Origin of the sequence: Ferviditalea candida (assembly GCF_035282765.1) — a bacterium.
Lineage (GTDB): Bacteria > Bacillota > Bacilli > Paenibacillales > KCTC-25726 > Ferviditalea > Ferviditalea candida.
The window spans coordinates 44,799-69,408 of sequence record NZ_JAYJLD010000009.1; the positions used below are offsets into that span (position 1 = coordinate 44,799).

The 24,610-nt window shown below is 51.9% G+C and carries 22 protein-coding genes and 1 pseudogene; 18 read left to right on the forward strand and 5 right to left on the reverse strand.

Translation table 11 applies throughout. The features are described 5' to 3' along the window. The first annotated feature begins 47 nt into the window (after positions 1 to 47). The 7 genes from VF724_RS08200 to VF724_RS08230 all read left to right on the forward strand — a co-directional run bounded on the left by VF724_RS08200 (position 48) and on the right by VF724_RS08230 (position 10,994). The gene (locus VF724_RS08200; RefSeq protein ID WP_371753748.1) at positions 48 to 2,183 is read left to right on the forward strand and encodes a (Fe-S)-binding protein; all 2,136 of its coding nucleotides are present in this window, start codon (positions 48 to 50) and stop codon (positions 2,181 to 2,183) included. A 25-nt stretch (positions 2,184 to 2,208) separates the two neighbouring features. After that, positions 2,209 to 4,605, forward strand: coding sequence for a 3-hydroxyacyl-CoA dehydrogenase/enoyl-CoA hydratase family protein (locus VF724_RS08205; protein WP_371753749.1), 2,397 nt, complete (start codon positions 2,209 to 2,211; stop codon positions 4,603 to 4,605). A gap of 28 nt (positions 4,606 to 4,633) precedes the next feature. Then, a complete protein-coding gene (locus VF724_RS08210; protein WP_371753750.1) occupies positions 4,634 to 5,857 on the forward strand; it encodes an acetyl-CoA C-acyltransferase in 1,224 nt (407 codons plus the stop codon). 27 nt (positions 5,858 to 5,884) lie between these two features. Then, positions 5,885 to 7,669: an acyl-CoA dehydrogenase FadE gene (locus tag VF724_RS08215; RefSeq protein ID WP_371753751.1), complete on the forward strand. Its 1,785-nt coding sequence runs from the start codon at positions 5,885 to 5,887 to the stop codon at positions 7,667 to 7,669. A gap of 35 nt (positions 7,670 to 7,704) precedes the next feature. After that, entirely contained in the window at positions 7,705 to 9,387 is a 1,683-nt protein-coding gene (locus tag VF724_RS08220) for a long-chain-fatty-acid--CoA ligase (RefSeq protein WP_371753752.1), read from the forward strand. A gap of 39 nt (positions 9,388 to 9,426) precedes the next feature. Then, positions 9,427 to 9,840 (forward strand): PaaI family thioesterase, encoded by a 414-nt coding sequence (locus VF724_RS08225; protein ID WP_371753753.1) that lies wholly within the window; start codon positions 9,427 to 9,429, stop codon positions 9,838 to 9,840. 302 nt (positions 9,841 to 10,142) lie between these two features. Then, positions 10,143 to 10,994, forward strand: a complete 852-nt coding sequence (locus VF724_RS08230) for a patatin-like phospholipase family protein (RefSeq protein ID WP_371753754.1) — start codon at positions 10,143 to 10,145, stop codon at positions 10,992 to 10,994. 99 nt (positions 10,995 to 11,093) lie between these two features. Here the strand turns inward: VF724_RS08230 and namA are convergent, their stop codons facing one another. Further along, complete coding sequence (gene namA, locus VF724_RS08235; RefSeq protein WP_371753755.1) at positions 11,094 to 12,110, reverse strand: NADPH dehydrogenase NamA; 1,017 nt, start codon at positions 12,108 to 12,110, stop codon at positions 11,094 to 11,096. Between the two features lie 211 nt (positions 12,111 to 12,321). On the opposite strand from namA, the gene VF724_RS08240 reads away from it, so the two are divergent. The 4 genes and pseudogenes from VF724_RS08240 (at position 12,322) to VF724_RS08255 (ending at position 15,245) form a co-directional block, all read left to right on the forward strand. Next, positions 12,322 to 13,299: a 2-hydroxyacid dehydrogenase gene (locus VF724_RS08240; protein ID WP_371753756.1), complete on the forward strand. Its 978-nt coding sequence runs from the start codon at positions 12,322 to 12,324 to the stop codon at positions 13,297 to 13,299. A 72-nt stretch (positions 13,300 to 13,371) separates the two neighbouring features. Beyond that, the gene (locus VF724_RS08245) at positions 13,372 to 13,869 is read left to right on the forward strand and encodes a metallophosphoesterase family protein (RefSeq protein WP_371753757.1); all 498 of its coding nucleotides are present in this window, start codon (positions 13,372 to 13,374) and stop codon (positions 13,867 to 13,869) included. A 30-nt stretch (positions 13,870 to 13,899) separates the two neighbouring features. Then, a pseudogene (locus VF724_RS08250) lies at positions 13,900 to 14,352 on the forward strand (AIM24 family protein); the annotation flags it as partial. Positions 14,353 to 14,384: 32 nt separating this feature from the next. Beyond that, entirely contained in the window at positions 14,385 to 15,245 is an 861-nt protein-coding gene (locus tag VF724_RS08255; protein ID WP_371753758.1) for an NAD(P)-dependent oxidoreductase, read from the forward strand. A gap of 16 nt (positions 15,246 to 15,261) precedes the next feature. On the opposite strand, the gene thpR is transcribed toward VF724_RS08255, so the two are convergent. Both thpR and panD read right to left on the reverse strand, forming a co-directional pair. Then, positions 15,262 to 15,843, reverse strand: a complete 582-nt coding sequence (gene thpR, locus VF724_RS08260) for an RNA 2',3'-cyclic phosphodiesterase (RefSeq protein WP_371753759.1) — start codon at positions 15,841 to 15,843, stop codon at positions 15,262 to 15,264. Between the two features lie 200 nt (positions 15,844 to 16,043). Then, on the reverse strand, positions 16,044 to 16,412 hold the full coding sequence (panD, locus tag VF724_RS08265; protein ID WP_371753760.1) for an aspartate 1-decarboxylase: 369 nt from the start codon (positions 16,410 to 16,412) through the stop codon (positions 16,044 to 16,046). A 251-nt stretch (positions 16,413 to 16,663) separates the two neighbouring features. Here panD and VF724_RS08270 point away from each other — a divergent pair, with 251 nt between their 5' ends. From VF724_RS08270 to VF724_RS08295, 6 genes are all read left to right on the forward strand, one after another. Further along, positions 16,664 to 17,893 (forward strand): threonine synthase, encoded by a 1,230-nt coding sequence (locus VF724_RS08270; protein WP_371753761.1) that lies wholly within the window; start codon positions 16,664 to 16,666, stop codon positions 17,891 to 17,893. 12 nt (positions 17,894 to 17,905) lie between these two features. Beyond that, positions 17,906 to 18,676: a YheC/YheD family protein gene (locus VF724_RS08275; RefSeq protein WP_371753762.1), complete on the forward strand. Its 771-nt coding sequence runs from the start codon at positions 17,906 to 17,908 to the stop codon at positions 18,674 to 18,676. A 115-nt stretch (positions 18,677 to 18,791) separates the two neighbouring features. Beyond that, positions 18,792 to 19,478 (forward strand): metal-dependent hydrolase, encoded by a 687-nt coding sequence (locus VF724_RS08280; RefSeq protein ID WP_371753763.1) that lies wholly within the window; start codon positions 18,792 to 18,794, stop codon positions 19,476 to 19,478. 252 nt (positions 19,479 to 19,730) lie between these two features. Beyond that, positions 19,731 to 21,098 (forward strand): CAP-associated domain-containing protein, encoded by a 1,368-nt coding sequence (locus VF724_RS08285; RefSeq protein WP_371753764.1) that lies wholly within the window; start codon positions 19,731 to 19,733, stop codon positions 21,096 to 21,098. A 93-nt stretch (positions 21,099 to 21,191) separates the two neighbouring features. Further along, positions 21,192 to 21,476 (forward strand): small, acid-soluble spore protein, alpha/beta type, encoded by a 285-nt coding sequence (locus VF724_RS08290; RefSeq protein ID WP_371753765.1) that lies wholly within the window; start codon positions 21,192 to 21,194, stop codon positions 21,474 to 21,476. 76 nt (positions 21,477 to 21,552) lie between these two features. Continuing rightward, positions 21,553 to 21,963: a gamma-glutamylcyclotransferase family protein gene (locus VF724_RS08295; RefSeq protein ID WP_371753766.1), complete on the forward strand. Its 411-nt coding sequence runs from the start codon at positions 21,553 to 21,555 to the stop codon at positions 21,961 to 21,963. A gap of 84 nt (positions 21,964 to 22,047) precedes the next feature. On the opposite strand, the gene VF724_RS08300 is transcribed toward VF724_RS08295, so the two are convergent. Further along, positions 22,048 to 22,800 (reverse strand): EcsC family protein, encoded by a 753-nt coding sequence (locus tag VF724_RS08300; protein ID WP_371753767.1) that lies wholly within the window; start codon positions 22,798 to 22,800, stop codon positions 22,048 to 22,050. Positions 22,801 to 22,881: 81 nt separating this feature from the next. Between VF724_RS08300 and VF724_RS08305 the strand changes: the two genes are divergently transcribed. After that, positions 22,882 to 23,784: a DMT family transporter gene (locus tag VF724_RS08305; protein ID WP_371753768.1), complete on the forward strand. Its 903-nt coding sequence runs from the start codon at positions 22,882 to 22,884 to the stop codon at positions 23,782 to 23,784. A 26-nt stretch (positions 23,785 to 23,810) separates the two neighbouring features. On the opposite strand, the gene VF724_RS08310 is transcribed toward VF724_RS08305, so the two are convergent. After that, positions 23,811 to 24,482 carry a spore coat protein gene (locus tag VF724_RS08310; protein ID WP_371753769.1) on the reverse strand — a complete coding sequence of 224 codons (672 nt, stop codon included), beginning with the start codon at positions 24,480 to 24,482 and terminating at the stop codon, positions 23,811 to 23,813. Positions 24,483 to 24,610 lie beyond the last annotated feature (128 nt).

A 24,610-nucleotide genomic window follows, 5' to 3' on the forward strand; every position in this document is an offset into this window, starting at 1 on the left:
CTCATTGTCAATCAACCTACATAAAGCATATCAGAAGGAGTGGAATCATGATCTGGCCAGCAGTACATTTGATTATCTTTCTATTGGTTGTCGGATACGGGATTTATTTGTTCGCAAAAGCGGTGCTCCATCGGTATTTGTATATCAAATTGGGCCAGCCGGTCAACCTGAGCAAAGATCTGAAGGAACGAATGTCCGTTTTTTTGGTTCAGGTGTTTGGGCAGAAAAAGCTGCTGAAGGACCGAAAAAGCGGATGGATGCACGTCATTATTTTTTACGGATTTATCATTCTGCAGTTCGGCGCCGTCGATTTGATTCTGAAGGGATTGATTCACAGGGGCTTGCCGCTGCCGGGCTATATGTATTTCGGGCTTCTTCAGGAAGTGACGGTTTTGCTTGTGCTTATGGCTACAGGATACGCGGCATACCGGCGTTACGGAGAAAAGCTGAAGCGCCTCAAGCGAGGCTGGAAACCGAGCATTGTCCTGTATTTTATCTTTTTTCTGATGCTGTCGGTGCTGTTCGCCTTGGCGTTTGAACGCGTCTGGCATGGGCAGCAGGCTTCCCTGCTTGCTCCGATTTCCTCGGTGATCGCCTCGGCATTTTCGGGAATCCCGCCTGCCGCTGCGGAAGCTTTATTTTATGCAAGCTGGTGGCTTCATCTGCTCTTTTTGCTGTCATTTCTTGTCTATGTTCCGCAGTCAAAGCATTTCCATCTGATCGTCGCCCCGATCAATATTTTCCTGCGCAAAACCGAACCTGCCGGGCGTCTGAGCAAACTGGATTTGGAAAATGAAAATGCCGAGTCCTTCGGAGTCGGACAAATTGAGGATTTCACCAGAAAGCAGATGCTTGATTTTTACGCCTGTGTGGAATGCGGGCGCTGCACGAATTCCTGCCCTGCTTCGAATACCGGAAAATTCCTGTCTCCGATGCATCTGATCATGAAATTGAGAGACCATTTGACGGAAAAAGGCTTTGCAGTCACCTCCAAATCGCCTTGGATGCCTGCCTTCGCCTTTACTGCTGCAGGCATTCATACGGTTGATGAAACGCAAGCGGTTTTAAACGGGGCGGAGTCGGGGCAAATCGCGGCCATTACCGATATCGAACCGACGCTCAGCCGGCAGAAATCCACATGGGTCAAAAAGGATGCCGCGATCGCGGACATCAGCTTGATCGGGGACGTCATCACGGAAGAGGAAATCTGGTCCTGCACGACCTGCCGCAATTGCGAGGATCAGTGTCCGGTCGGAAACGAGCATGTCGACAAGATTATCGATCTCCGCCGTCACCTTGTGCTGATGCAGGGCAGTGTGCCCGCAGACGGGCAAAGGGCGATGCAGAACATCGAGCGCCAGGGCAATCCGTGGGGGGTTAACCGGAACGACCGGGCCAAATGGACGGAGGAACTGGACGGCATCGCCGTACCGACGGTAAAGGAGAATCCAGATTTTGAGGTTTTGTTCTTCGTCGGATCGATGGCCTCTTACGACAACCGCACCCGAAAAGTCACCCGGGCATTCGTCAGATTGTTGAATGAAGCGGGCGTCAGCTTTGCGATTCTCGGCAACGAGGAGAAAAACTCCGGGGACACCCCGCGCCGGATGGGCAATGAATTTCTATTTCAGCAGCTTTGCATGGAAAATATAGAGACCTTCAACAAATACAATGTGAAAAAAATCGTGACCGTCTGTCCGCATACCTTTAATACGCTGAAAAACGAATATCCCGAATTCGGCTTGGAAGCCGAAGTCATGCATCATACCCAGCTGCTGGACCGCCTGATCAAAGAGGGCCGGCTGATTCCCAAGCTCAGCGTCGACGAACGCATTACTTATCATGATTCCTGCTACCTGGGACGCTATAACGGCGTATATGACGCGCCTCGCGAAATCTTGCGGTCGATTCCGGGCGTCGAATTGGCGGAGATGGTACGCAGCCGCGAGGACGGCATGTGCTGCGGCGCCGGGGGCGGAATGATGTGGATGGAGGAAACGGCGGGCAAGCGCGTCAATCTTGCCCGCACCGAACAGGCCCTGCAGGTGCGGCCGACCCTGATCGGAAGCGCTTGCCCGTACTGCCTGACGATGATGGAGGACGGCACCAAATTGAAGGAAGCGGAAGACCGGGTCAAGACGAAGGACATTGCGGAAATTCTCGAACTGTCCGTTTTTGGATAAATACCAAAATTAGGAGGTATGAACGATGGCAAGAACGATTCGGACTGCTGCAGTGATCGGTTCCGGAATTATGGGCTCCGGCATTGCGGCTCATTTGGCCAACGCCGGGATCAAATGCCTGCTGCTGGACATCATCCCGGGCAAGCTGACGGAAAAGGAGCAAGCTGCTGGACTCACGCTGAACGACTCGAGGGTGCGAAACAGGCTGGCCGCCGCCGCGATGGAGAAGATGAAAACAACCCAGCCTTCTCCATTGTATTTGGACAGCTTTATTGAACGAATCACTCCGGGCAATTTGGAGGATCATCTGGACCGTCTGAAGGATGTTGACTGGATTATCGAGGTCGTCGTGGAAAACCTGCAGGTCAAACAGCAGCTGCTTCAAAAAATCGAAAGCGTATGGACGCCGGGCACGATTGTCAGCACCAATACCTCTGGCATTTCAGTCAACGCCATGGCGGAGCAATGCGGAGCGGAATTCAAAAAGCATTTTCTCGGAACGCATTTTTTCAACCCTCCCCGTTATATGCAGCTGCTCGAAATCATTCCCGGACGGACGACCGATCCGGAGATCGTCTCTTATATGTCCGATTTTTGCCGGAAGAGACTGGGCAAAGGCGTCGTCTTGGCGAAGGATACCCCGAATTTCATCGGCAACCGGATCGGCATTTACGGGCTGCTTGTAACCTTGCAGGAAATGCGCGAAAAGGGCTGCAGCGTGGAAGAGGTCGATGCCGTCACCGGCCCTGCTATGGGACGTCCGAAGAGCGCAACCTTCCGTACGCTGGATCTGGTCGGAATCGATACGTTTGTGCACGTCGCCCGGAATGTGCATGACCATGTCGATCAGGCTGGGGAAAAAGCGGTCTTTCAAGTTCCGGAGACGATCCTGGAGATGGTGAGCCGCGGATGGATCGGTGATAAATCGGGACAGGGCTTCTACAAAAAGGTGAAAGGCGCGGATGGGAATTCCATTTTGTCGCTTGATCTGAATACGATGGAGTATTCACCCCAAACCAAAGTTTCCTCCGCTTCGCTGGAAGCCGCCAAACTGACCAAGGGCGCAGCTGAAAAAACCAAGGCGCTGATCTACGGGGGAGACCGATATTCCGAATTGGCCTGGAGCATTTTGAAAAAAGTGCTGGTGTATTCGGCAGACAAGCTCGGCGAAATCGCAGACAGCATTGCGGACATCGACAACGCCATGAAATGGGGCTTCAATTGGGAGCTCGGACCGTTTGAAACCTGGGATGCCATCGGTCTGGTCAAATCGGTCCAACGGATGGAAGCGGAAGGACTGGCCGTTCCCCAATGGGTCAAGGACTGGATTGCCGCGGGAAACACGAGTTTCTATAAGCGCGAGCTGGGCCGCACGGTTCATTATTTGAAGGGCCGGTATCACGGGGCGGAGGAAAATCCGGAGGTCATTTCGCTCAGGGATCTGAAGGATCGCGGCAGGGTGGTCAAGTCCAACAGCGGCGGCAATCTGATCGATCTTGGAGACGAAGTGGTCTGCCTTGAATTCCAGTCGCCGAATAATGCGATCGGCGCGGATATTCTCTCGATGATCCGGCAAAGCATGGATGAGGTCGACAAAAACTACAAGGGATTGGTGATCGCCAATGAGGGGCGGAATTTCAGCGTTGGCGCGAACCTTGTGTTTTTGTTGATGGAAGCCCAAGATGAGGAATGGGATGAAATTGAAGCCATGATCCATCAATTCCAGCAGACGCTGCTGAAGCTGAAGCATTTTACCAAGCCGGTCGTTGTCGCGCCCCACCGTATGACCTTGGGCGGCGGCGTAGAGGTTTGTCTGGCCGCCGATCAGGTGCATGTGTCGGCCGAAACCTATATGGGACTCGTGGAGGTCGGCGTCGGCGTGATTCCCGGGGGAGGCGGCTGCAAGGAAATGGCGCTTCGCATGAGCCGGAAAATCGCCGACCCGCAGATCGATCTGCAGCCGTTCATGAACCAAATTTTTGAAACGATCGGCATGGCAAAAGTATCCTCCAGCGGACACGACGCGTTCCGTCTCGGATATTTGCGGGAAACCGATAAAGTGGCCATCAATCGCGATCATTTGATCCATGAGGCCAAACAGGCGGTGCTGCGCATGGATAATGAAGGATATGTGCCTCCGGTGAATGAGAAATTCCGCGTCGTCGGCGAAGACGGCAAGGCCGTCATGCAGCTGGGCGCCTATTCGTTGAGACAAAGCAAATTCATCAGCGATTACGACCTGCATGTCGCCAACAAGCTGGCACACGTGCTGGCCGGAGGAGACGTTCCCGCCGGAACGCTGGTGACTGAACAATACATGCTTGATTTGGAAAAGGAGGCTTTTCTCAGTCTTTGCGGGGAACCGAAGACTCAGCAGCGCATGCAGCACATGCTGACCAAAGGCAAGCCGCTGCGCAATTAGTCCAAAAAGAAAGGGATGAGGTGGGTCTATGAATGAAGCGGTGATTGTATCGATTGCACGGACGCCTGTCGGGAAAGCCAAAAAAGGCAGCTTTGCCAAAACGCGGGCCGAGGATCTCGGGAAAGTTGTTCTCCAGGCGGTAATGGAGCGCGCGCCCGGTTTGCGGAAGGAAGATGTCGAGGATGTCATTATCGGCTGCGCCATGCCGGAAGGGGAACAGGGCCTGAATTTCGCGAGGATTATGTCGCTGTATGCCGGCTTTCCGACAAGCGTGCCTGCCTTGACGATCAATCGGTTTTGCTCCTCAGGCCTGCAATCCATCGCTTTCGCGGCCGAACGGATCATGGCGGGGCATGCCGATGTGATCATTGCCGGAGGTGTGGAGAGCATGAGCCATGTGCCGATGGTCGGCTTTAAGCTGCAGCCGCACCCGAGGATTGTGGAGGAAATGCCGCAGGTATACATCAGCATGGGCCATACGGCGGAGAATGTGGCGGCTCGGTTCGGCGTCAGCCGCGAAGATCAGGACCGGTTTGCGGCTGCGAGCCATCAAAAAGCGGCCAAAGCGATCGCAGAGGGCAAATTCAAGGAAGAAATCGTTCCCGTAACGACAACCCTCAAAGGGGTGGATGATAGCGGGAAACGTTGGGAAAAAACGGTGATTGTTGAAATGGATGAAGGCTGCCGTCCTGATACCACGGCGGAAACGCTGGCCAAACTCCGGCCGGCCTTTGCCGCGGGCGGTTCGGTCACAGCGGGCAACTCCTCGCAGATGAGCGACGGGGCCGCGGCTGCGGTCGTCATGAGCAGACGGAAGGCCGAGGAGCTGGGATTGAAGCCGTTGGCGACCTTCCGTTCCTTCGCGCTGGCGGGCGTGGATCCGGAAATCATGGGCGTCGGTCCGGTCGAGGCGATTCCGAAGGCGCTGAGGATGGCCGGCCTTTCGCTTACGGACATTGATTTGTTTGAAATCAATGAAGCTTTTGCCGTACAGGTCGTGCAGATCATCCGTCAATTGGAGCTCGACGAGGAGAAGGTCAATGTGAACGGCGGCGCGATAGCCTTGGGCCATCCGCTCGGATGCACGGGCACGAAGCTTACGGCCAGCCTCATTCACGAGCTGAGAAGGCGCGGGGGCGGCTATGGCGTCGTCAGCATGTGCATCGGCGGCGGCATGGGAGCGGCCGGGGTATTTGAAGTGCATGGGGATTGGCGCAGCGGGGAGAATTTCATTCCGGCGGTTGAATTTTAATTTCAAGGAAGAGGAGAGGGATTGAAGATGACGGAGAAAGTGTCTGAGAAAGTGATTGGCGGCAGCTTTGTGATTGGGGATGCGGACAGCACTTCCATCTTGACGCCTGAGGATTTCACCGATGAACAGCGCATGATCGCCGAAACCACCCAGGATTTCGTGGAGGGCGAAATTGTCCCGCGGGATGAGGAAATCGAAAAGCTCAACTACGGACTGACCGTCGAGCTGCTTCGCAAAGCGGCGGATATCGGATTGCTCGGCGCCGATGTGCCTGAAGCGTACGGAGGACTCGGACTCGACAAAGTCAGCACGACGCTGATCGGCGAGAAGCTGGCGAAGGCGTCCTCGTTCGGGCTGTCGCTCGGCGCGCACGTCGGGATCGGCACGCTGCCGATTGTTTTCTTCGGTACACCGGAACAGAAGAAGAAATATCTGCCCTCTCTGGCCGACGGCAGCAAAATCGCCGCATACTGCTTGACTGAACCGACCTCGGGCTCCGATGCGCAGGGCGCGAAGACGACGGCGGTTCTTTCCGAGGACGGCCGATACTATACCTTGAACGGAACGAAGCAGTTCATTACCAACGCCGGATTCGCCGATATTTTCATCGTATACTGCAAGGTGGACGGAAAGCATTTCAGCGCATTCATCGTGGAAAGAACAATGGACGGGGTCAGCATCGGTCCGGAGGAAAAGAAAATGGGCATCAAAGGCTCCTCCACCTGCCCGTTGATTCTTGAGGATGTAAAGGTGCCCGCGGGAAATCTGCTGTACGAAATCGGCAAGGGCCATCACATCGCCTTCAACATTCTGAATATCGGCCGTTTCAAGCTGGCTGCCGGCTGTCTCGGAGCCTCCAAGGAGGCGATCGAGATCAGCGCCAAATATGCGAATGTCAGAACCCAGTTCGGGCGGCAGATCTCCTCATTTCCGCTGATCGGCAAGAAGCTGGCGGAAATGAATACGCGGACCTTTTTGCTGGAAAGCATGCTGTACCGGACAACCGGACTGATTGACGACAGCCTCAAGGATATCGACTTGGATCAGGCGGATTCCGGAGCCGAATCGACAAGAAGAATTGCCGAATATGCGTTGGAATGCTCGATCAACAAGGTGTTCGGTTCCGAAACTCTCGACTTTGTCGCCGATCACGGCGTGCAGATTCATGGCGGCTACGGTTTTATTCAGGAATACAGGATTGAGCGCATCTACCGCGATTCCCGCATCAACCGGATTTTTGAAGGCACGAATGAAATCAATCGTCTGCTGATTCCCGGCACGCTGATCAAAAAAGCGCTGAAGGGAGATCTGCCGTTGATGCAAAGAGCAATGGGGCTTCAGCAGGAATTGATGCAGCTGACTCCGTCAATGCCGTTCGAAGGTCTGCTGGAGCAGGAATCGCATCTGATCGGCATGGCCAAGAAAATTTTCCTGATGATCGGTGGCCAGGCCGTGCAAAAGTACCAGACGAAGCTGGAGAACGAACAGGAGCTGCTCAGCCTGCTGGCGGACATCATGATCCAAATCTTTGCGATGGAAAGCGCCTATATCCGCACGAAAAAACAGATCGACCGCGCCGGTGCGGACAAGGCGGAGAACTTCATCCGGATGACGCAAATTGCCGTTCATGAGGCGTTCGATGCGGTCGAAGCATTTGCCAAGGAAGCTCTGAGCTATATGGAATCGGGAGATATGCTCCGCACCCAGCTTTCGATCCTGAAAAAGCTGACGCGCAGAACGCCTGTCGATACGGTCGGACTCAAGCGCGAGGTCGCCCGGCTGGTCATCGCCAACGAAAGCTATGTCGTATAACCGCATCCAAATTTAACATGAGGGGATGGTAACGGATGGCGGATACCCGTATTTGGCATCAGCATTATCCCAAGGAAGTGCCCTTCCACTGCGATTATCCCAAGCAAAATTTGGCATGCATTTTGACAAACTCGGCAGAACGTTATCCCGGGCACCCGGCAATTGAATTTTTCGGCAAAAAATGGACATACAAGCAATTGGCTGAGCAAAGCTCCCGATTTGCCAACGCGCTCATTGCTCTCGGCATTCATAAGGGGGACAGGGTGGCCGTGATGCTGCCCAATTGTCCCCAGGCCGTTATTTCCTATTACGGCATATTGATGGCCGGAGCGGTCGTGGTCGAGACCAATCCGCTGTATACCGAACGCGAGCTCGAGCATCATTTTGCGGATTCCGGAGCAGTGGCGGTCATTACGCTGGACGTTTTGCTGCAAAAGGTCAGGGCTGTCAAGCCCAAAACCCATGTGAGGCATATCCTCGTCACATCGATCGTCGATTTCCTGCCCTTTCCCAAAAACATCGTGTACCGGTTTAAACAAAAAAAAGACGGCAGCCTCCCGAATATTACTTACAATCAGAAGATTCTCAGCGTCTCCGCTTTGCTGAAATCGGCGGAGGCGCGGCCGGTCATAGCGGATGTCGACGCGGACAACGACATTGCCATCCTGCAGTATACCGGCGGTACGACCGGGCGTTCCAAAGGGGTGATGCTTACCCATGCCAACATCACTGTCAATACGATCCAAGCCTCTGTCTGGTCATACACCCTGGAACAAGGGAAGGAGCGTTTTTTGGGAGCGCTGCCGCTCTTCCATGTTTTCGGTATGACCGTCCTGCTGAATATGTGTTTTTATATGGGCGGCATGCTCATTTTGATGCCCCGTTACGACGTGAACCAGCTTTTGAAGCTGATCGGGAAATGGCAGCCGACGTTCTTTCCCGGGGCTCCGACGATGTTCATCGGCATCCTTAATCATCCGGAGCTTGGCAGATATGATCTTCGCTCCGTCAAATACTGCATCAGCGGATCGGCGCCGCTTCCCGCCGAGGTTCAGGAACGGTTCGAAAAATTGACCGGCGGACAAATTATCGAAGGCTACGGCTTGACAGAGGCTTCTCCGATTACACACTGCAACGTGGCCTGGGGAAAAAGAAAGATCGGCTCCATCGGCATCCCGTTTCCCGATACGGAAGCGAAAATCGTCGATCTGCAAACCGGAGAAGAATTGTCTGTCGGCGCCGTCGGCGAACTGGCCGTCAAGGGACCCCAGGTCATGAAGGGATATTGGAACAACGAGGAGGAGACGGGCAAAGCCTTGAAGGACGGATGGTTGCTGACCGGCGACATGGCGATGATGGATGAGGACGGCTTTTTCTTCATTATGGACCGGAAGAAGGATATGATCATTGCCGGGGGATTCAACATCTATCCCAGGGAAGTGGAAGAGGTGCTGTATGAGCACCCAGGAGTCATGGATGCCTCCGTAATCGGAATTCCCGATTCGTACAGGGGAGAAACGGTCAAGGCGTTTGTGGTCGCCAAGCCGGGAATCACGCTTTTCAGTGAGGAATTGGACGAATGGTGCAGGGAAAGACTTGCGGCGTACAAGGTTCCCCGCTATTATGAATTCAGGCATGAGCTACCGAAAACCATGGTCGGCAAGGTGTTGAGGAGAAAGCTCCTCGAAGAGGAAATGGATAAAATATATAAAGCGTGAGCGTTGTTTTCACGCAACATTCGGATGGAGGAAATACTGATGAAGGAAGTTCTGGATTTGGAGAAGTACAAGAAATCGATGGAGGAAGCCGCCAAAGACACCTTTTGGGATCATCTCGGGCTTGAGCTGGTCAAAGCGGATGGGCAGAAAGTGGTCATCGCTTTGGATGTCAAGAAGCACCATCTGAATCCGATCGGCATCCTGCATGGGGGGGTCAGCGCAACGATGCTGGATACCGTGATGGGCATCACGGTGTCGATGGCCAGACATGGCGAGAAGGTGGTGACGACGACGCTGAATGTGCATTATTTGTCGCCGTTTAAAGAAGGCAAGGTGTACGCCGAAGGGGAGATTGTGCACCAGAGCCGCAAAACGCTGACCGCCGAGAGCAGGCTTACGGATGAAAACGGAAACTTGTGCGTTTTTGCGACAGGATCATTCAGGATCATCTGAGTGAATCCGTGTTGAGCGACGAAAGCATGGGAATTAGGCCCATGTTTTTCTGTCATATTTTCTTCTTTCAAAATCTGGAAATCGGCGGTATACTTGATAGTAACAGAGCGTGTTCAAAAAGTTGGGTCGCTGCGCAAAAGGGGTGTGCCCCCGGGCGCTCTTGAAATCGTAAAACAGGAATTCGGTGTTTTACGATTTCAAGAACGAACGCTTCCGCTCCTCCGACACACCCCTTTTTCTTCGTCAGATTTTTTGAACACGCTCTAAAAAAAGCTCATCAGCTTAGCGGGAAGGAGAGCCAGATGGAGAAAATCGGTCTTGTGCTGGAAGGCGGGGGCATGAAAGGGGTTTTTACCGGGGGAGTGCTTGACCTGTTTATCGAGAAAAACTTATTTTTCCCTTATGTCATCGGCGTATCCGCCGGCGCCTGCAATGCGCTCTCCTATATGTCCAAGCAGTACGGCAGAAACAAACGGGTTACGATTGATTACATATCGGATCCGAGATACTTGAGCTATCGGAATTTGCTCAGAAGCAAGAGCATTTTCGGCATGGATTTTATATTTGACGAGATTCCGAACCGCCTGGATCCGTTCGATTACGAGTCCTTTCAGCAATCGGAGCAAACGCTGGTCGTCGGCACGACCGATTGTTTCACCGGAGAGCCCGTATATTTTTCCAACAAGGACGGCTATGACATGGTTCAGGTCACCCGTGCCTCGAGCAGCCTGCCCTTTGTTGCCCTTCCGGTGGAATTGGAAGGCTATACGCTGATGGATGGGGGAATGGCCGATCCTCTGCCGATCCGCAAATCCATCGAGGACGGCAATCGGAAGCATGTCGTGGTGATGACCAAGCATAAGGATTATGTAAAGCGTCCTTTTCAATGGAAATGGGCGGCGGAAAAAATGTATCCGCAGTTTCCCGGGCTGGTCGAAACGATGATTTATCGGCATGAGAATTATAATGAGACGCTGCGGTTTATCCGGGAGCTGGAGGAAGCGGGCAAAGTGTTCGTAATTCAGCCCGAAACGGATATGAAGGTCAGCCGGATTGAAAAGAAACGTGGCAAATTGACGGAGTTGTATGAGCAGGGATACCGAAGTGCCGAAACCTTGTACGAGGATTTGCTTCGCTGGATGGAAACCGGATAGGGACGATACGAGATAAATTGATCCGGCGGATTCGCCGGATCGGAGAGCTGTGAATGCATTATCTTCGGGGATTATCCTGCTTCCGTTTATTTGGAACGTTTAGCCTCTCCAGCCCCGATCATACTGCTTCGGTCCCTGCAGGTCGAAGCCAAGCTCCAACGCGGCTCTTCTCGGCCAATAAGGATCCCGCAGCAGTTCTCTCGCCAGAAAGATCAAATCGGCACGCTCATTTTTGAGGATCTCTTCGGCATGAACGCTCTCGGTAATCAGTCCGACCGCTGCAGTGGCGATTTGAGCGCCGTGCTTGATTTTTTCCGAAAGCGGCACTTGATATCCTGGGTATGCATCGATTTCGGCCGCAACGAGGCCGCCGGAACTGCAGTCGATCAGATGAATGCCCTGCTGTTTCATTTTCGTTGCAAAATACACGTAATCCTCGAGTTGGTTCCCGTCCGGGTGATATTCGTTGGCGGAAATGCGGACAAATAGCGCGCCATCCCAGATCGCTCGGACCGCGTCGATAATTTCGCCGAGAAAACGGTAACGGTTATCCGCATGTCCGCCGTATTCGTCCGTGCGATGATTGGACAGCGGGGAAAGAAATTGGTTGATCAAATACCCATGCGCCGCATGAATTTCAATCACATCGAACCCCACCCGCTTGACTCTTCGGGCAGCCGCGCCGAAAGCCTCTATCGTCTCCTTGATTTGGTTTTTCGACATCTCCTGAGGAATTTGCATATTCTCATAGGGTATGGCGGAAGGAGCAATGATCGGACTGTTCAAGGTTGATTTGCGGCCGGCATGGGCAAGCTGAATCCCGATTTTGGCATCATAGCTGTGAATTTGTTCGACCAATCGGTTCATTCCTTCGATATGCCCGTCGCTCCATATCCCAAGATCCCTGGAGGAAATCCTTCCCTGCGGAGTCACGGCGGATGCCTCCAGCATGATCAGCCCGGCTTGACCAGCAGCTCTGCTGGTGTAATGTGTATAGTGGAAATCAGTTAATATGCCGTCTTCATTCATGCAGGAATACATGCACATCGGCGCCATGACAATCCGGTTTTTCAGGTTAAGCCGATGCAGGGTAAACGGGGTGAACAGTTTTGCCATATGACTCTCCTTTTTCTTCCGTTTTTTCTTCCATTATAACCAATTGCCGATTGCGCGCACAATATTTTCCTTAGACGTCCCATGCCATTTTCATGGCGCCAGCAGGTGTGAATTCTCAACTGCCAGTCCGGATGCTATAATGAAATTAATTTGGAAAGTCTATGATTATTTTTCTCGTCATTGAACCTATCAAGATGCAAAGGAGATGAACATGAAGCCGAAAGTATTTATTGCCCGCCCGATACCGGCGGAAGCGGAAGCTTATATTGCGCGGCACTGCGAAGTAAAAAAATGGGAGGGTCCCGGAGCGATTCCCCGGGATCGGCTGCTCGAGGCTGTTGCCGACGTTGAAGGTCTGTTGACGTCGGGACACCGGATCGACGCGGAATTGCTGGACAGCGCCCCGAAACTGCGGGTGGTCTGCAACGCGATCGTCGGCTATAACAATTTCGATTTGGAAGCGATGCGGAAGCGGAGGATTTTGGGTACCCATACGCCGACCGTGCTGGACGATACGGTTGCCGATCTCGTGATGGGTCTGATGCTGGCGGCGGCGCGGAGAATAACGGAGCTGGACGCTTATGTCAAAGCCGGCAATTGGAAAAAGGGAGACGTTGAGGTGCTGTACGGCATCGATGTCCATCACAAAACGCTGGGCATCATCGGAATGGGCCGGATCGGCGAAGCCATCGCCAAACGGGCATACAACGGCTTCGGTATGAAGGTTCTGTACCATAACCGCTCGCGCAAGCCAGAAGCGGAGAAGCAATATGCGGCAGAGTATGCTGCGATGGAGGAGCTGCTGCGGCAGTCCGATTTCGTCGTCCTGATGACGCCGCTGACTCCGGAAACTGATGGATTGATGGGTGAGAACGAGTTTCGGATGATGAAAAGCTCGGCGATCTTCATCAATGCTTCCCGCGGCAAAACGGTGAATGAACAGGCTTTGATCAAGGCGCTCAAAGAAGGATGGATACATGCCGCCGGTTTGGACGTGTTCGAACAAGAACCGGTTGACCTAAACAATCCGCTGCTTAGAATGTCTAACGTAGTGACGCTGCCGCACATCGGTTCGGCCACAGCCCAAACCCGCTTCGACATGGTCATGCTGGCCGCGCAAAATCTGGTCCAAACCTTGCAGGGACAGGAGCCGCCCAATGTGGTCCCTGAATTGCGAGATTTGTTATAGTGTGATTGCGGAAGGCACATAATAGGTTAATTAAGTTATTTCTAGTTATAATTTCCCAAAGCGGGTGAGACGGTGAAAATCGGTGTGATCTCGGATACCCATATGCCTTCAAGGGCGAAGAAGCTTCCGCAGCGGCTCGTTGACGGTCTGCAGGGAGTGGACATGATTCTGCACGCCGGCGACTGGATTTCTCCGGAGTTGGCTGACTTGCTGGCCGAAATCGCTCCGGTGGACGGGGTGGCCGGGAATAATGACGGCAGTGAGATCCGCGCCAGGTTCGGCAGGCAGAAGGTGCTGACATTGGAGGGCGTCAGGATCGGCCTCATTCACGGTGACGGGCACCATAAGTCCACCCAAGAAACGGCGCTTGGGGCCTTTCGGACACTTCAGGTCGACATGGTCATCTTCGGCCATTCGCACATTCCCTACAAAAGGATGCATCATGACATTCTGCTGTTCAATCCGGGTTCACCGACCGACAAGCGCTTTGAAAAGCAGTATTCCTACGGAATTGTTTCAATCGGTGATACGATCGCTGCGGAGCATTACTATTATGATGATAAATCGTAACCGCGACGAGCTGTTTCATTCGCTTCTCCCTTGTGCGCCGCCAAAGGCGTGTCCATCGGAATCGAATTTCAACAAAAGCTGGGTGTTGGCTTCTTCGGCGGCGAAGGCTTTATCATGCAAAAAATCGAAGGGGACGGAATGGCCTTTCTGCATACCGGCGGGACCGTCATGGAGCGTGTGCTGCGTCCCGGCGAAATGGTGAAGGTCGATACCGGCTGTCTGGTGGGCTTCTCCCCGTCGGTCGAGTATGACATCACTTTTGTCCGGGGCATCAAAACGGCGTTCTTCGGCGGTGAAGGCTTGTTCTTTGCGACGCTGAGAGGGCCCGGGAGGGTATGGATACAATCACTTGCGTTCAGCAGGATGGCCGACCGGATTATTTCCGCTTCGCGCTATGGAGGAAGAAAGGAAGAAGGCAGCGTGCTCGGAGGCTTGGGCAATCTGTGTGACGGGGACAATTGTCTGGCCAATTGTCGGAGTTAATAAAAATAGTGACCTTGGGGAGGCGGATTCGGTTGATCGGATTTATCGGCCTGGGCATCATGGGGAGCCGGATGGCCAGAAATTTGCAGAAGAACGGGCAATCGCTCGTTGTCTATAATCGTACAAAGGAAAAGGCAGGCGAACTGCTGGAGCATGGTGCGGTATGGGCGGGTTCACCTGCGGAGGTGAGCAGACAAGCGGATATCGTGTTTACGATGCTTGCCGAGCCTGAAGCGGTCAAGCAAGCGGCGCTTGGCGAACAAGGATTTTTGAAGGAGATGGGCAATCACGGAATATGGATAGACTGCAGTACGGTCAATCCTTCATTCAGCAGAGAGATGGCGGCTGAAGCCGGACAGCGCGGGGTTCGATTTCTCGACGCGCCGGTAGCGGGCACGAAAATCCCGGCGGAAAAGGGAGAATTGATGTTTTTTGTCGGCGGAAATCAGGATGATCTTGAGCAGGTCATGCCTCTTTTGGAAATGATGGGCAAGGTGATCCGGCATGTCGGGGAGAATGGCGCCGGCACGTCCTTGAAAATGGTTGTCAATTTGATGCTGGGCCAGGCAATGGCGGCATTCTCCGAAGCCGTTGCGCTGGGCGAGCGGATGGGCTTAAGCCGGGATGTGCTGTTCTCAACGCTGATCGGCGGACCGGTTGCCGCACCGTTTCTTGCAAGCAAAAAAGACAAGATCGACCAAGGACGCTTCGATACGGAATTTCCGTTGCAGTGGATGAATAAGGATCTTCATCTGGTGACCGAGACGGCGTATGAATTGGGCTTGTCCCTGCCGCTAGCCGGCATGACGGAGGATTTGTATGGAATGGCCAAGCAGCAAGGGCTCGGCCGGGAGGATTTCTCGGCGATATACCGTCTGTATCAAAAGGATTAATTTTTCATCGATCCAGTTAATCCGCCTGGGGCAAAGCGAATGACGCAACGGCTTCGTACATCGGATTTCGGTCGAGATGGCTTTGATAGAGGACGATTTCCGGCACATGCCATTGGAGGGCCTGACCGTCTTTATTTTTCAAACGGATTGTCTGCAGAATGTCGGGAGACAGCGGTTCATTCCCGGAATACTTGCGGGCGATCGTCACATGGGGCCGGTAAGGGCGGTTTTCCCGGGGAAAGCCGAGCTGGCTCAGCGCGTTTTCCGCCCGGCCTTGAAGATCATCCAGCTTGTCCAATTGCCCTCCGAGTTTGGCCCATAGAACCGACGGAGACTGCGCCGGACCAAACGTTCCCAGTCCTCCGATGGACAGTGAAAAGGATGCGGTTTCGGAGGCGATCAGGGACAGATTGCGGCTGATGGCCTCCAAAAGATCGGGAGCGGTAGCGCCCAGAAATTTCAGGGTAATATGGTAGTCCGCTTGATGCACCCATTTACGAAACGGAAGCGTTGTCCTCCATTGCAGTGTTTGTTCATGCAGGATTCGCTTATGCGGGTCGGTCAGCGGCACAGCGACGAATGTTCGCATTTCAGTCATTTCAGATTCTCCTTTTATCTATGAGAAGCTCCCCATTTACAAAATTTTATTGGAAACCGATGGAAAAATCAAGTTGGGCAACTCTCTTGAGTATTGAAAAACAGCCCCAAAACAGCCCTTTTTCTTGTTGGGAAAAGGGGCTGTTTTTTGTGCTTGTGAATCGTCCGCAAACGGGGCGGACCCTCTTGCCGGATGCTTGATCAGATTTCATGCTCCTCGATGCGGTCAATCCGATTTTGGGAGTCGACGAAGATCACACGGGGGCGGAGCGATTTCAATTCCTCTTCTGCAAATAGTCCCATGCTTAAAATCACTACCAGATCGCCCGGCTGAAAAAGGTGGGCGGGTGGTCCGTTCAGACAGATTTTGCCGGAGCCCGCCTCGCCGGCAATCGCATAAGTTTTCCAGCGGACTGCATTTCTGAGATTTGTAATCTGGACCATTTCATAGGGATGAATATCCGCTTTTTCCATCAGGATCGAATCGATCGTAATGCTTCCCGTGTAATTCAGGTCGGCTTCCGTCACGGTTGCCCGGTGAATTTTGGCCTTGCACATCATGCGCTGCATGAGATTTCTGTCCTTTCTTCGGGGGATGCTTACACAGACTTGTTATATAAACAATTTATAGAGGATTGGATGCACATGTTCCGAACTTTCGCTCGGATTTTTTTCGGGAAAATCATTACTTCAGCCAACGGGAGGTTTGTTTTTGAGCTGTGACCGGGGATATATGCCGTGCCCCCTGTCAGGGGCGAATGTATATATTGAAGGGAACGTTTAACTCAGGCAAGACATAACCGTATACGGAGGACGAGATGATGGGTGATTGCTGGTTAAAGTGTAACCTTTGTGCAAAAACAGCACCGCTTGATACGATGAAAGGCAAATGTGAGTGCGGCGGAACACTGCTGGTTGAATATGATCTTGAAAAAGTAAAAACGACGTTCACACCTGAAAATTTACAGCATCGCCTCCATAATATGTGGAGATATCATGATCTGCTGCCCGTAAGGAATGAAGCATCGAGAATTTCTTTGGGCGAAGGCTGTACGCCGCTCCTGCGCATGAATGCGGCTGAAGCGCATTTACCCTTGAAGGAGCTATGGATCAAACGGGAGGATCAGAATCCGACGGGGAGCTTTAAAGCCAGAGGAATGTCAATGGCCGTGTCCTTGCTGCATGAACGGGGGATCTCCAAGGCTGCGGTCAATTCCAACGGCAATGCCGCTTCCGCATTGGCCGCCTATGCCGCGCGCGCGGGAATCGAGGCCTATGTATTCGTTCCCATGGACTGTCCTCCGCTGATCGTGGAAGAGTGCATGCAGTATGGCGCACATACATGTCTGGTGGACGGACTGATTCATGATGCCGGACGAATTGTTGAAGAGGGCAAGGCTGAACAGCATTGGTTCAATGTCGGCACATTGAAGGAACCGGGACGGGTGGAAGGGAAAAAAACGATGGGCTTGGAACTTGCTGAACAATTCGGATGGAGACTGCCGGATGTCATCGTATATCCTACAGGAGGAGGTTCCGGGGTAATCGGCATTTGGAAGGCTTTCCGGGAATTGCGGGAAATGGGCCTTATCCAAGGCGAGGTACCCAGATTCGTGAGTGTCCAGGAGGAAGGCTGCAAACCGATTGTCGACCATTTCGAGGAACTGGCTGCCGTTCGTCACGGACGGGTGCATTCCCCAGCGGAAAGCGAGGTCACTTCCAAGCCCACTGGCATGCGTGTACCCAGCCCTCCGGATCCCCAATTGCTGGTTTCGATCCTCAGAGAGATGAACGGAACCGCGGTTGCGGTCACGTCGGAGGAAATTGAGGATGCGGCAAAACGTTTGGGTGCATGGGGGATTTCCGCTGCTCCGGAAGGCGCAGCCACATGGGCGGGGTTGATCCGATTGTGCGATGAGGGCTCGATTCATTCCGAGGACCGCGTGGTTTTGTTCAATACGGCCCATGCGTTGAAATATTTGCAGGTTTCCACCCCGAATCCAATGCATATTGTGAAAGATTATCCTGAATGGCGTACATTGATACGGTAGGGAGATGCGGATATGGCAAAATGGCCGCTTCATCGTTTTTTTTACAAGCAACCGGAGTTTCGCGAATATCTTCCCCCGACTGCGTTGTTTAATCGGGAAACGCTTCGCGCCTTTCTTTCCCAATATCCGGAGGTTTATATCAAAGCCAATCTCGAGCATGCGGGCAGAGGGATCATCAAGGTATGGAAGCACGGTGAAGGCTATGAATTCGTGAAAATCCGAGGACGGAAAACCTGCGCGGATTCGATCGATCAGTTGTACGCCAAGCTTCGGGCGGTGATCAAGCCCGGGGTACGGCATGTCATTCAGAAAGGGATCGATTTGGCCGAAGTTGACGGCCGCCGGTACGATATCCGGGTAATGATGATGCGCAACGGGAAAGGAAAATGGGAGTACACCGGAATGGTAGCTAAAGTCGCCGGTCCGGGAAGCGTTATCACCAACGTCGGACGCGGGCGCGGATATGCGGTCGAAATCGAACGCGCGCTGAGAAATTCCGCATTTGACAAAGCAGCCGACATCGAAAAACTCAAACGGGAGCTGGTCGACTTAAGTTATCGGATCAGCAGCCGCTGCGACCAATTTCGCTATACTCCCGAGCTTGGCATCGACTATGGAATCGACCGGAACGGCAGGATTTGGATTATCGAGATCAATTTCGACTATCCGTCGCATGCCCTGTTCAACAAGCTGAAGGATAAAACGATGTACCAGAAAATAAGAGCGACCGCATCGGCCTATCGTTCATGGAAAAAACAGCGCGGAAGAAAAAATAGTCATTAAAAAATCTATGCCTGAAGCGTGATTTGGTTTGAATTTACCTGCCGGAATCCGATACAATAATGTATGGGAAGTAAGGGGTTTCATGCCAATTCAATCGACGAAGGAAGATTTTTCAATGAAGATAACGTATTACGGACATTCCTGCCTGCTTGTGGAAAACGGGGAGCACCGGGTGATCATCGATCCTTTTCTCACGGCAAACCCAAACTCGGGGGGTACAACTCCTGATGAAATCAAGGTGAATGCCGTGATCTTGACACACGGGCACGGCGATCATTTCGGGGATACGCTGCAAATTGCCCAAATGAACGATTGCCCGGTGATCGCTACGTTTGAACTGGCCCAGTATTGTCAATCCAAAGGCGCGAAAACACACGAGATGAATCTCGGCGGGAAACATGATTTCGGGGGATTTTCGGTTAAATTGACTCAGGCTTTCCACAGTTCCTCCGTATTTGACGGCAAACAATTCATCTATGCGGGAATGCCCGCCGGCGTGCTGCTGAGCATGGGCGGTAAAACCCTGTACCATGCGGGCGATACCGCTTTGTTCGGCGACATGAAGCTGATCGGTGAAAGGAATCGCATCGACATAGCGGCCCTTCCGGTCGGAGACAACTACACGATGGGACCGGAAGACGCGGTGACGGCGGCCCAATGGCTGAACGTCAAGCAGGTCATTCCGATCCACTACAATACGTTCCCGGTGATTGAGCAGGATAACAAACGTTTGAAATCGCTGTTTGGAGATGCCGATATCCGATGCCACACTCTTCAAAGCAGAGAATCATTGGAAATTTGACAAAGCTGACGCGAGGTTAAGCTGCCGTAAAGGAACCTTCGTGTCAAATTGCAAGAACAGCCGGCGTACCGGGTACGCCGGCTTTTTGCGCCCCCATAAGGATTCAACCGGAACTTTCCGCTCCAAAGGATTTGCGAAATCAACAATTTTCCTAGAACCGCGTTTCTACTATTTTCGATAATTCCCTTCTAATGGAACCAAAAAAACATATAATAAACGTATATTTATAGAAAAGCACCCGGGAGGCCCGAAATGAGGAAAATTTCATTATTTCTGCTGCTTGCATTCCTTTCATTGGCGCTTGTTCCATTCATGATCACATCTGTTTTTGCGGAGCGTCCGATCTTTGTCAAAATCGATGGCCAGCTCGAGAATTTCAGCAAGGATCCGATTTTGGAGAACGGAACGACATTGATTCCGTTTCGCGGCATCTTTGGAAGACTGGGCTATTCGGTAGAGTGGGATACTAACGGAGGAATCGTGACAGGAACGAAGGGCAATCATACGATCCGGCTGCAAGCGGGTTCGAAGGTCGGGGCAATAGACGGTTTGCCGAGATTCTTGACGGCGCCGCCGAAAATCGTGGATGGAACGACGTATGTCCCGCTCAGATTTGTCAGTGAAGCGGCAGGCTGGAAGGTGCAGTGGCTAAGTGCTGAAAGAACTGTAATGATAGATTCTCCGGTGACGAGCCAAAGCGGTTCGGGTGCGGGTCAGGCGGATTCGAAAGCGCAGGCGCAGACGCAGCTAAAAGAAGCTCCGGCTTTTGAATTCCAGGGAATTTCTTTGGGAGACGAGGAACGTGACGTTCTGCAAAAACTGGGCAAGCCGGCAAGAAAGGATTTGAGCGAATACGGTTTTCAATGGTACATCTATAACAGCGATTATGCCAAATATATTCAGGTTGGAATGAAAGACGGACGGGTCGTGGCCGTCTACACGAATTCCCTCGCATGGACTTCGCGGGACGGGATTCACATCGGCAGCCCGAGAAGCGATATCGTTAAAGTATTCGGGAATTCCCTGGATTCGATTGTTTATGCCGGAGCCGGCGGTAAAGTCGAGCTGATGTTTTCAGACACGAATGAAATCGGCCGGAATTTGATCGATAACCGCTATTACGGCTTCTTTTTCTATGATATCGAAAAAAATCAAACGCTCACCTCCATCATGCTGATCGACAAGGATGTCGAGAGCATGTTCAATCCGTTAAATCCGCCGGCGGGCAGTGAACTGACTGCAAGCTATGAAAAAGAAATTTTCGATTTGAGCAACGCGATTCGTACGCGAATGGGGAAACCGGCTTTTCGATGGGATGACCAAGCGGCAACAGCAGCGCGAAAGCACAGCCGCGATATGGCGGTCAATCATTATTTTGAACACAACGACCTGCAGGGTAACGATCCGTTTGTGCGAATGGAGAAGGAAGGTCTTGCATTTTCGATGGCTGCGGAGAATATCGCGGCGGGACAAAGAAACGCAATATTTGCTCATGAAGCTTGGATGAACTCCTCCGGACACCGAAAAAATATTCTCAGCGCCAATGAACGCTTGGGCGTCGGGACGGCTTACGATGATAAGCACAGAATGTTCTATACGCAGGATTTTTACACGCCATAGAATGCATTGGCAACGCATTAAAAAGACAATTCTGGACAATTTACTTCTTAGAAGGGAATTTGCATTATAGCTGAAGCCAAAGGAGGAATCAGATTGTCCAGAAGAAGACGCAAAACGCCCTTGGTTCCGCAAGCCAGAGCCAGTTTGGATCAACTGAAGGCGGAAGTGATGCTCGAACAGGGATATACCGTTAACGAGCAAAATCCGAATTCGGTCAAATATCAGGTAGCCGACAGAAACGGAATTCCGCTGAGCAGCGGGTATAACGGGAAGCTGACGACGGAGCAGGCGGGCATCATCGGAGGGAACATCGGCGGGCCGATGGTCAGGGAAATGATTAAAAGAGCACAGGAAAGTCTTGTGGCGAAAAAGCGTTGAGCGGTATAATGGAAACAATAATACCTTTTACGGAAAATGAAGGGTGTTCAGTTTTCCAAAGGAGCCATGTAATCCGTTGAATAATAAAGTGTTTGTGTATGGTACCCTGCGCGCAGGGGAAAGCAATTTCCGTTTGATCAAGGAACACGTGCTGCGCGTGACTCCTGCTTATATTTACGGAAAAATGTACGATGTGGGAGATTATCCCGCTGCCGTAATTGATCCGGGCTCTCCGAATGTGATTTACGGCGAGATTATCGAGCTGGACAATCCGGCAATCGCTTTCAAGAAAATGGATATGCTGGAGGAATATTATCGCCCTTTTGATCCCAGAAATGATTATGAAAGAGTTGAGACCGAGGTTTTTTTGCCGGGCGGAGGCCAAGAACGATGCTATATATATGTGTACACAGAAGAGCGGGTAAAGCTTCTTCGGCATGAACTGAAAAGTGTGAACGGAAGCAGTTGGAATAGAAAGAAAGAATAAAACAACGAACTATTGTTATGATGATCATCGGAGCCCTTTTTTAGGAATGGGGCTCCGATTTTTTGATCGTGCACCCAATTGCCTTCATTGATTATTTTCCAGCTGCAGCAGGCGGATTCGGTAACAGTTGATCGCGGTTTCTCCAAGATCGTCGATCAAGGAATAGTTTGCCCAAGCCCCGACGATGGCTCCGATACCGGGAACCATTTGCAGCATTTTGCGAAAATCGATGGAGTCCCTGTATTCCTGCTGAAATGTCCGCCAATCGACCTGCGGCTCGGCATTGCTCTGTTCGGCAAATTGATTTTGATAGGTGTTCCAGTCTGAAAGGACCGCGAAAATTTTCTTGCGTTGCTCGAACCCGGAAAATGCCAATTGAAACACATGCAGCAGATACAATCGCTCTCTGAGATCGGCCGTATCGTATCCATAAATATGAGCCAATTCGAACAGCATTTTCATTTTGATCGCCAATAATGCGGGAAAATCCACCAAACCAAGCAATACACCGCCTGCTCCGGTTCCCGCCCCCTCGGCAGAGGCGATTTTTTGATATCGGGATATGACCCCTTTAGCCTTTGCATCCCTGGCTGCAAGCGGGGTTTCAAGCAGCACCGGACCGTTGGGAACAAATTTGGCGGTAAACAACACGGTATTCACGATCCCTTTGATCGTTGAGGTTACAGTCTGATGAACTTTGTCAGGGATTTTTGCATTCAGCCAACCGCTGAATTTTCTTGACGAATTTTCCAGCAAACCGGGACGTTTGAAAATTTTTTGCTTCCATTGGCTGATTTCCCATTCGATTTGGTGTCGATAACGTTCAGATTCAACCACGCGTTTAGCTCCTTTGCAAGCAAGTTCTGCAGCCGTATAATGATTGAAGATCATCAAAAAATCAGAAAAGAGGAAAAGTGCTTGAACAAATTGCTGCCGATTGTTCTTCTGATCACTTCGACCTTCCTGATGGGTTCTTCATTTGTCGTCGGAAAGTGGGGTCTCCAGTATTTTTCTCCTTTGATTTTAACGGCCTACCGCTTTTTGATCGGCGGCGGCTTGTTGTTGGTTGTCGTGCTGATGAAACATAAGCTCCCCCCGTTTTCCTTGCTGTGGAAGGCTGCGCTAATCGGCGCTTTGCAAACCGCCGGCGTGATGGCCTGTATTTTTACGGCATTAAAATATATCAGTGCGGGAGAAAGCTCGATTCTGACCTTTACCAATCCGTTAATGGTATTGGTCCTGTCAAGCCTGCTGCTGAAACAGTCCTATCACTGGAGACAGTGGCTCGGAGTGTTGATCGGCTTCGCAGGTGTGGTGATCGTGTTGAACGGCAACATGGCGATCAATCGGGGGACCTGGATCGGGCTTGCTTCAGCGGTGTTCTGGTCGTTTGCGACCTTGCTGGTCAAGGTCTGGGGTCCGCGATTCAATATGTGGATGCTGTCCGCTCTGCAGATGATCTTCGGGGGAATCATCCTGTTGATTCTTGCCTTCTCGTTCGAGACGATCAAAACCGTTTGGAATCCGGAAAGCCTGTTTGATCTACTCTGGTTAGCGGTTCTGGGATCAACGGTACAATTTACCCTGTGGTTTATGCTGTTATCCAGAATGGACCCCTCTAAAGCTTCATCTTATCTGTTTTTGGCTCCGGTGTTCGGTATCCTGACGGGAGTCATCCTGCTGGGCGAGCCATTGAATGCAACGATTGTGATCGGCGGCATCAGCGTGTTCGCGGGAATTTTCTTGGCCAATTATCGATCTTCCGACTCCTCCTTCATTGTACAAAAGAAAAAACCAGAAAAAAACCCCATCGGTCTGTAAAGGCCGAAGGGGCACGCTCTTTTTGATTATTGAAGATTGATATTGTTCGTATTCGGTTGAATCTGATTCTGATTGATTGAACCGACGTTCAACGGATTCGGATTGAAGACGCCCTGAGTTGCGTTCGCTGCAGCGCCGCCTGCATAAATTCCCGGGGAGCTTGCCTGACCATAGCTGTTGATGAAAGTATTGGTTGTCATTTCCTTCATGGTCGGGACTTGATAATATCCTTTTTGATTCATGAACTGCCAGATTTCGTAGGCTTCCTCGGAACAGTTGACGGCTCCCTGCTGAATGGCGCTGCGCAGATTCGGATCGGCGCATTCCAGTGCGGAGTTCATCTTTTGCACAGCAGAGGATTTGTGAAACAGCAGCATCCCGCTGGCTACGTCGCGGTCATCCATTTGGTTGGCAGTGGTATTCGGCGAATTGGTGGCCGGGTTGTCCAGACCGTATGTAGGAGCAAAATTTTTTACGGTTCGATAAGGTATCGCCTGGCCGGCTCCTTGCTGTTCGACCAGTTGAACAAGGTTGTTGTATTCGTTCGTCATGAACAAGATTTGGCGGTCCAGGATTTGCCTGAGCTGCTGATCCTTCACATACGGGCGGTACAGATGAAACAGATTGATCCCTTCAATGGACGTCGAGAGTACTTCATGCACTTCCATGACTTCATGTGCACCGAAATGTGCTGCCATCAATACATACCTCCTGTGTAATTTGGGAATTTTTTGCCATAAAATATTATTTCCGCAGAGATTGCCCTGTATACCGCTGTCTTTGAAAAAAATTTTTGCATGGCGTCGAACAAGCGGGAATCGTCATA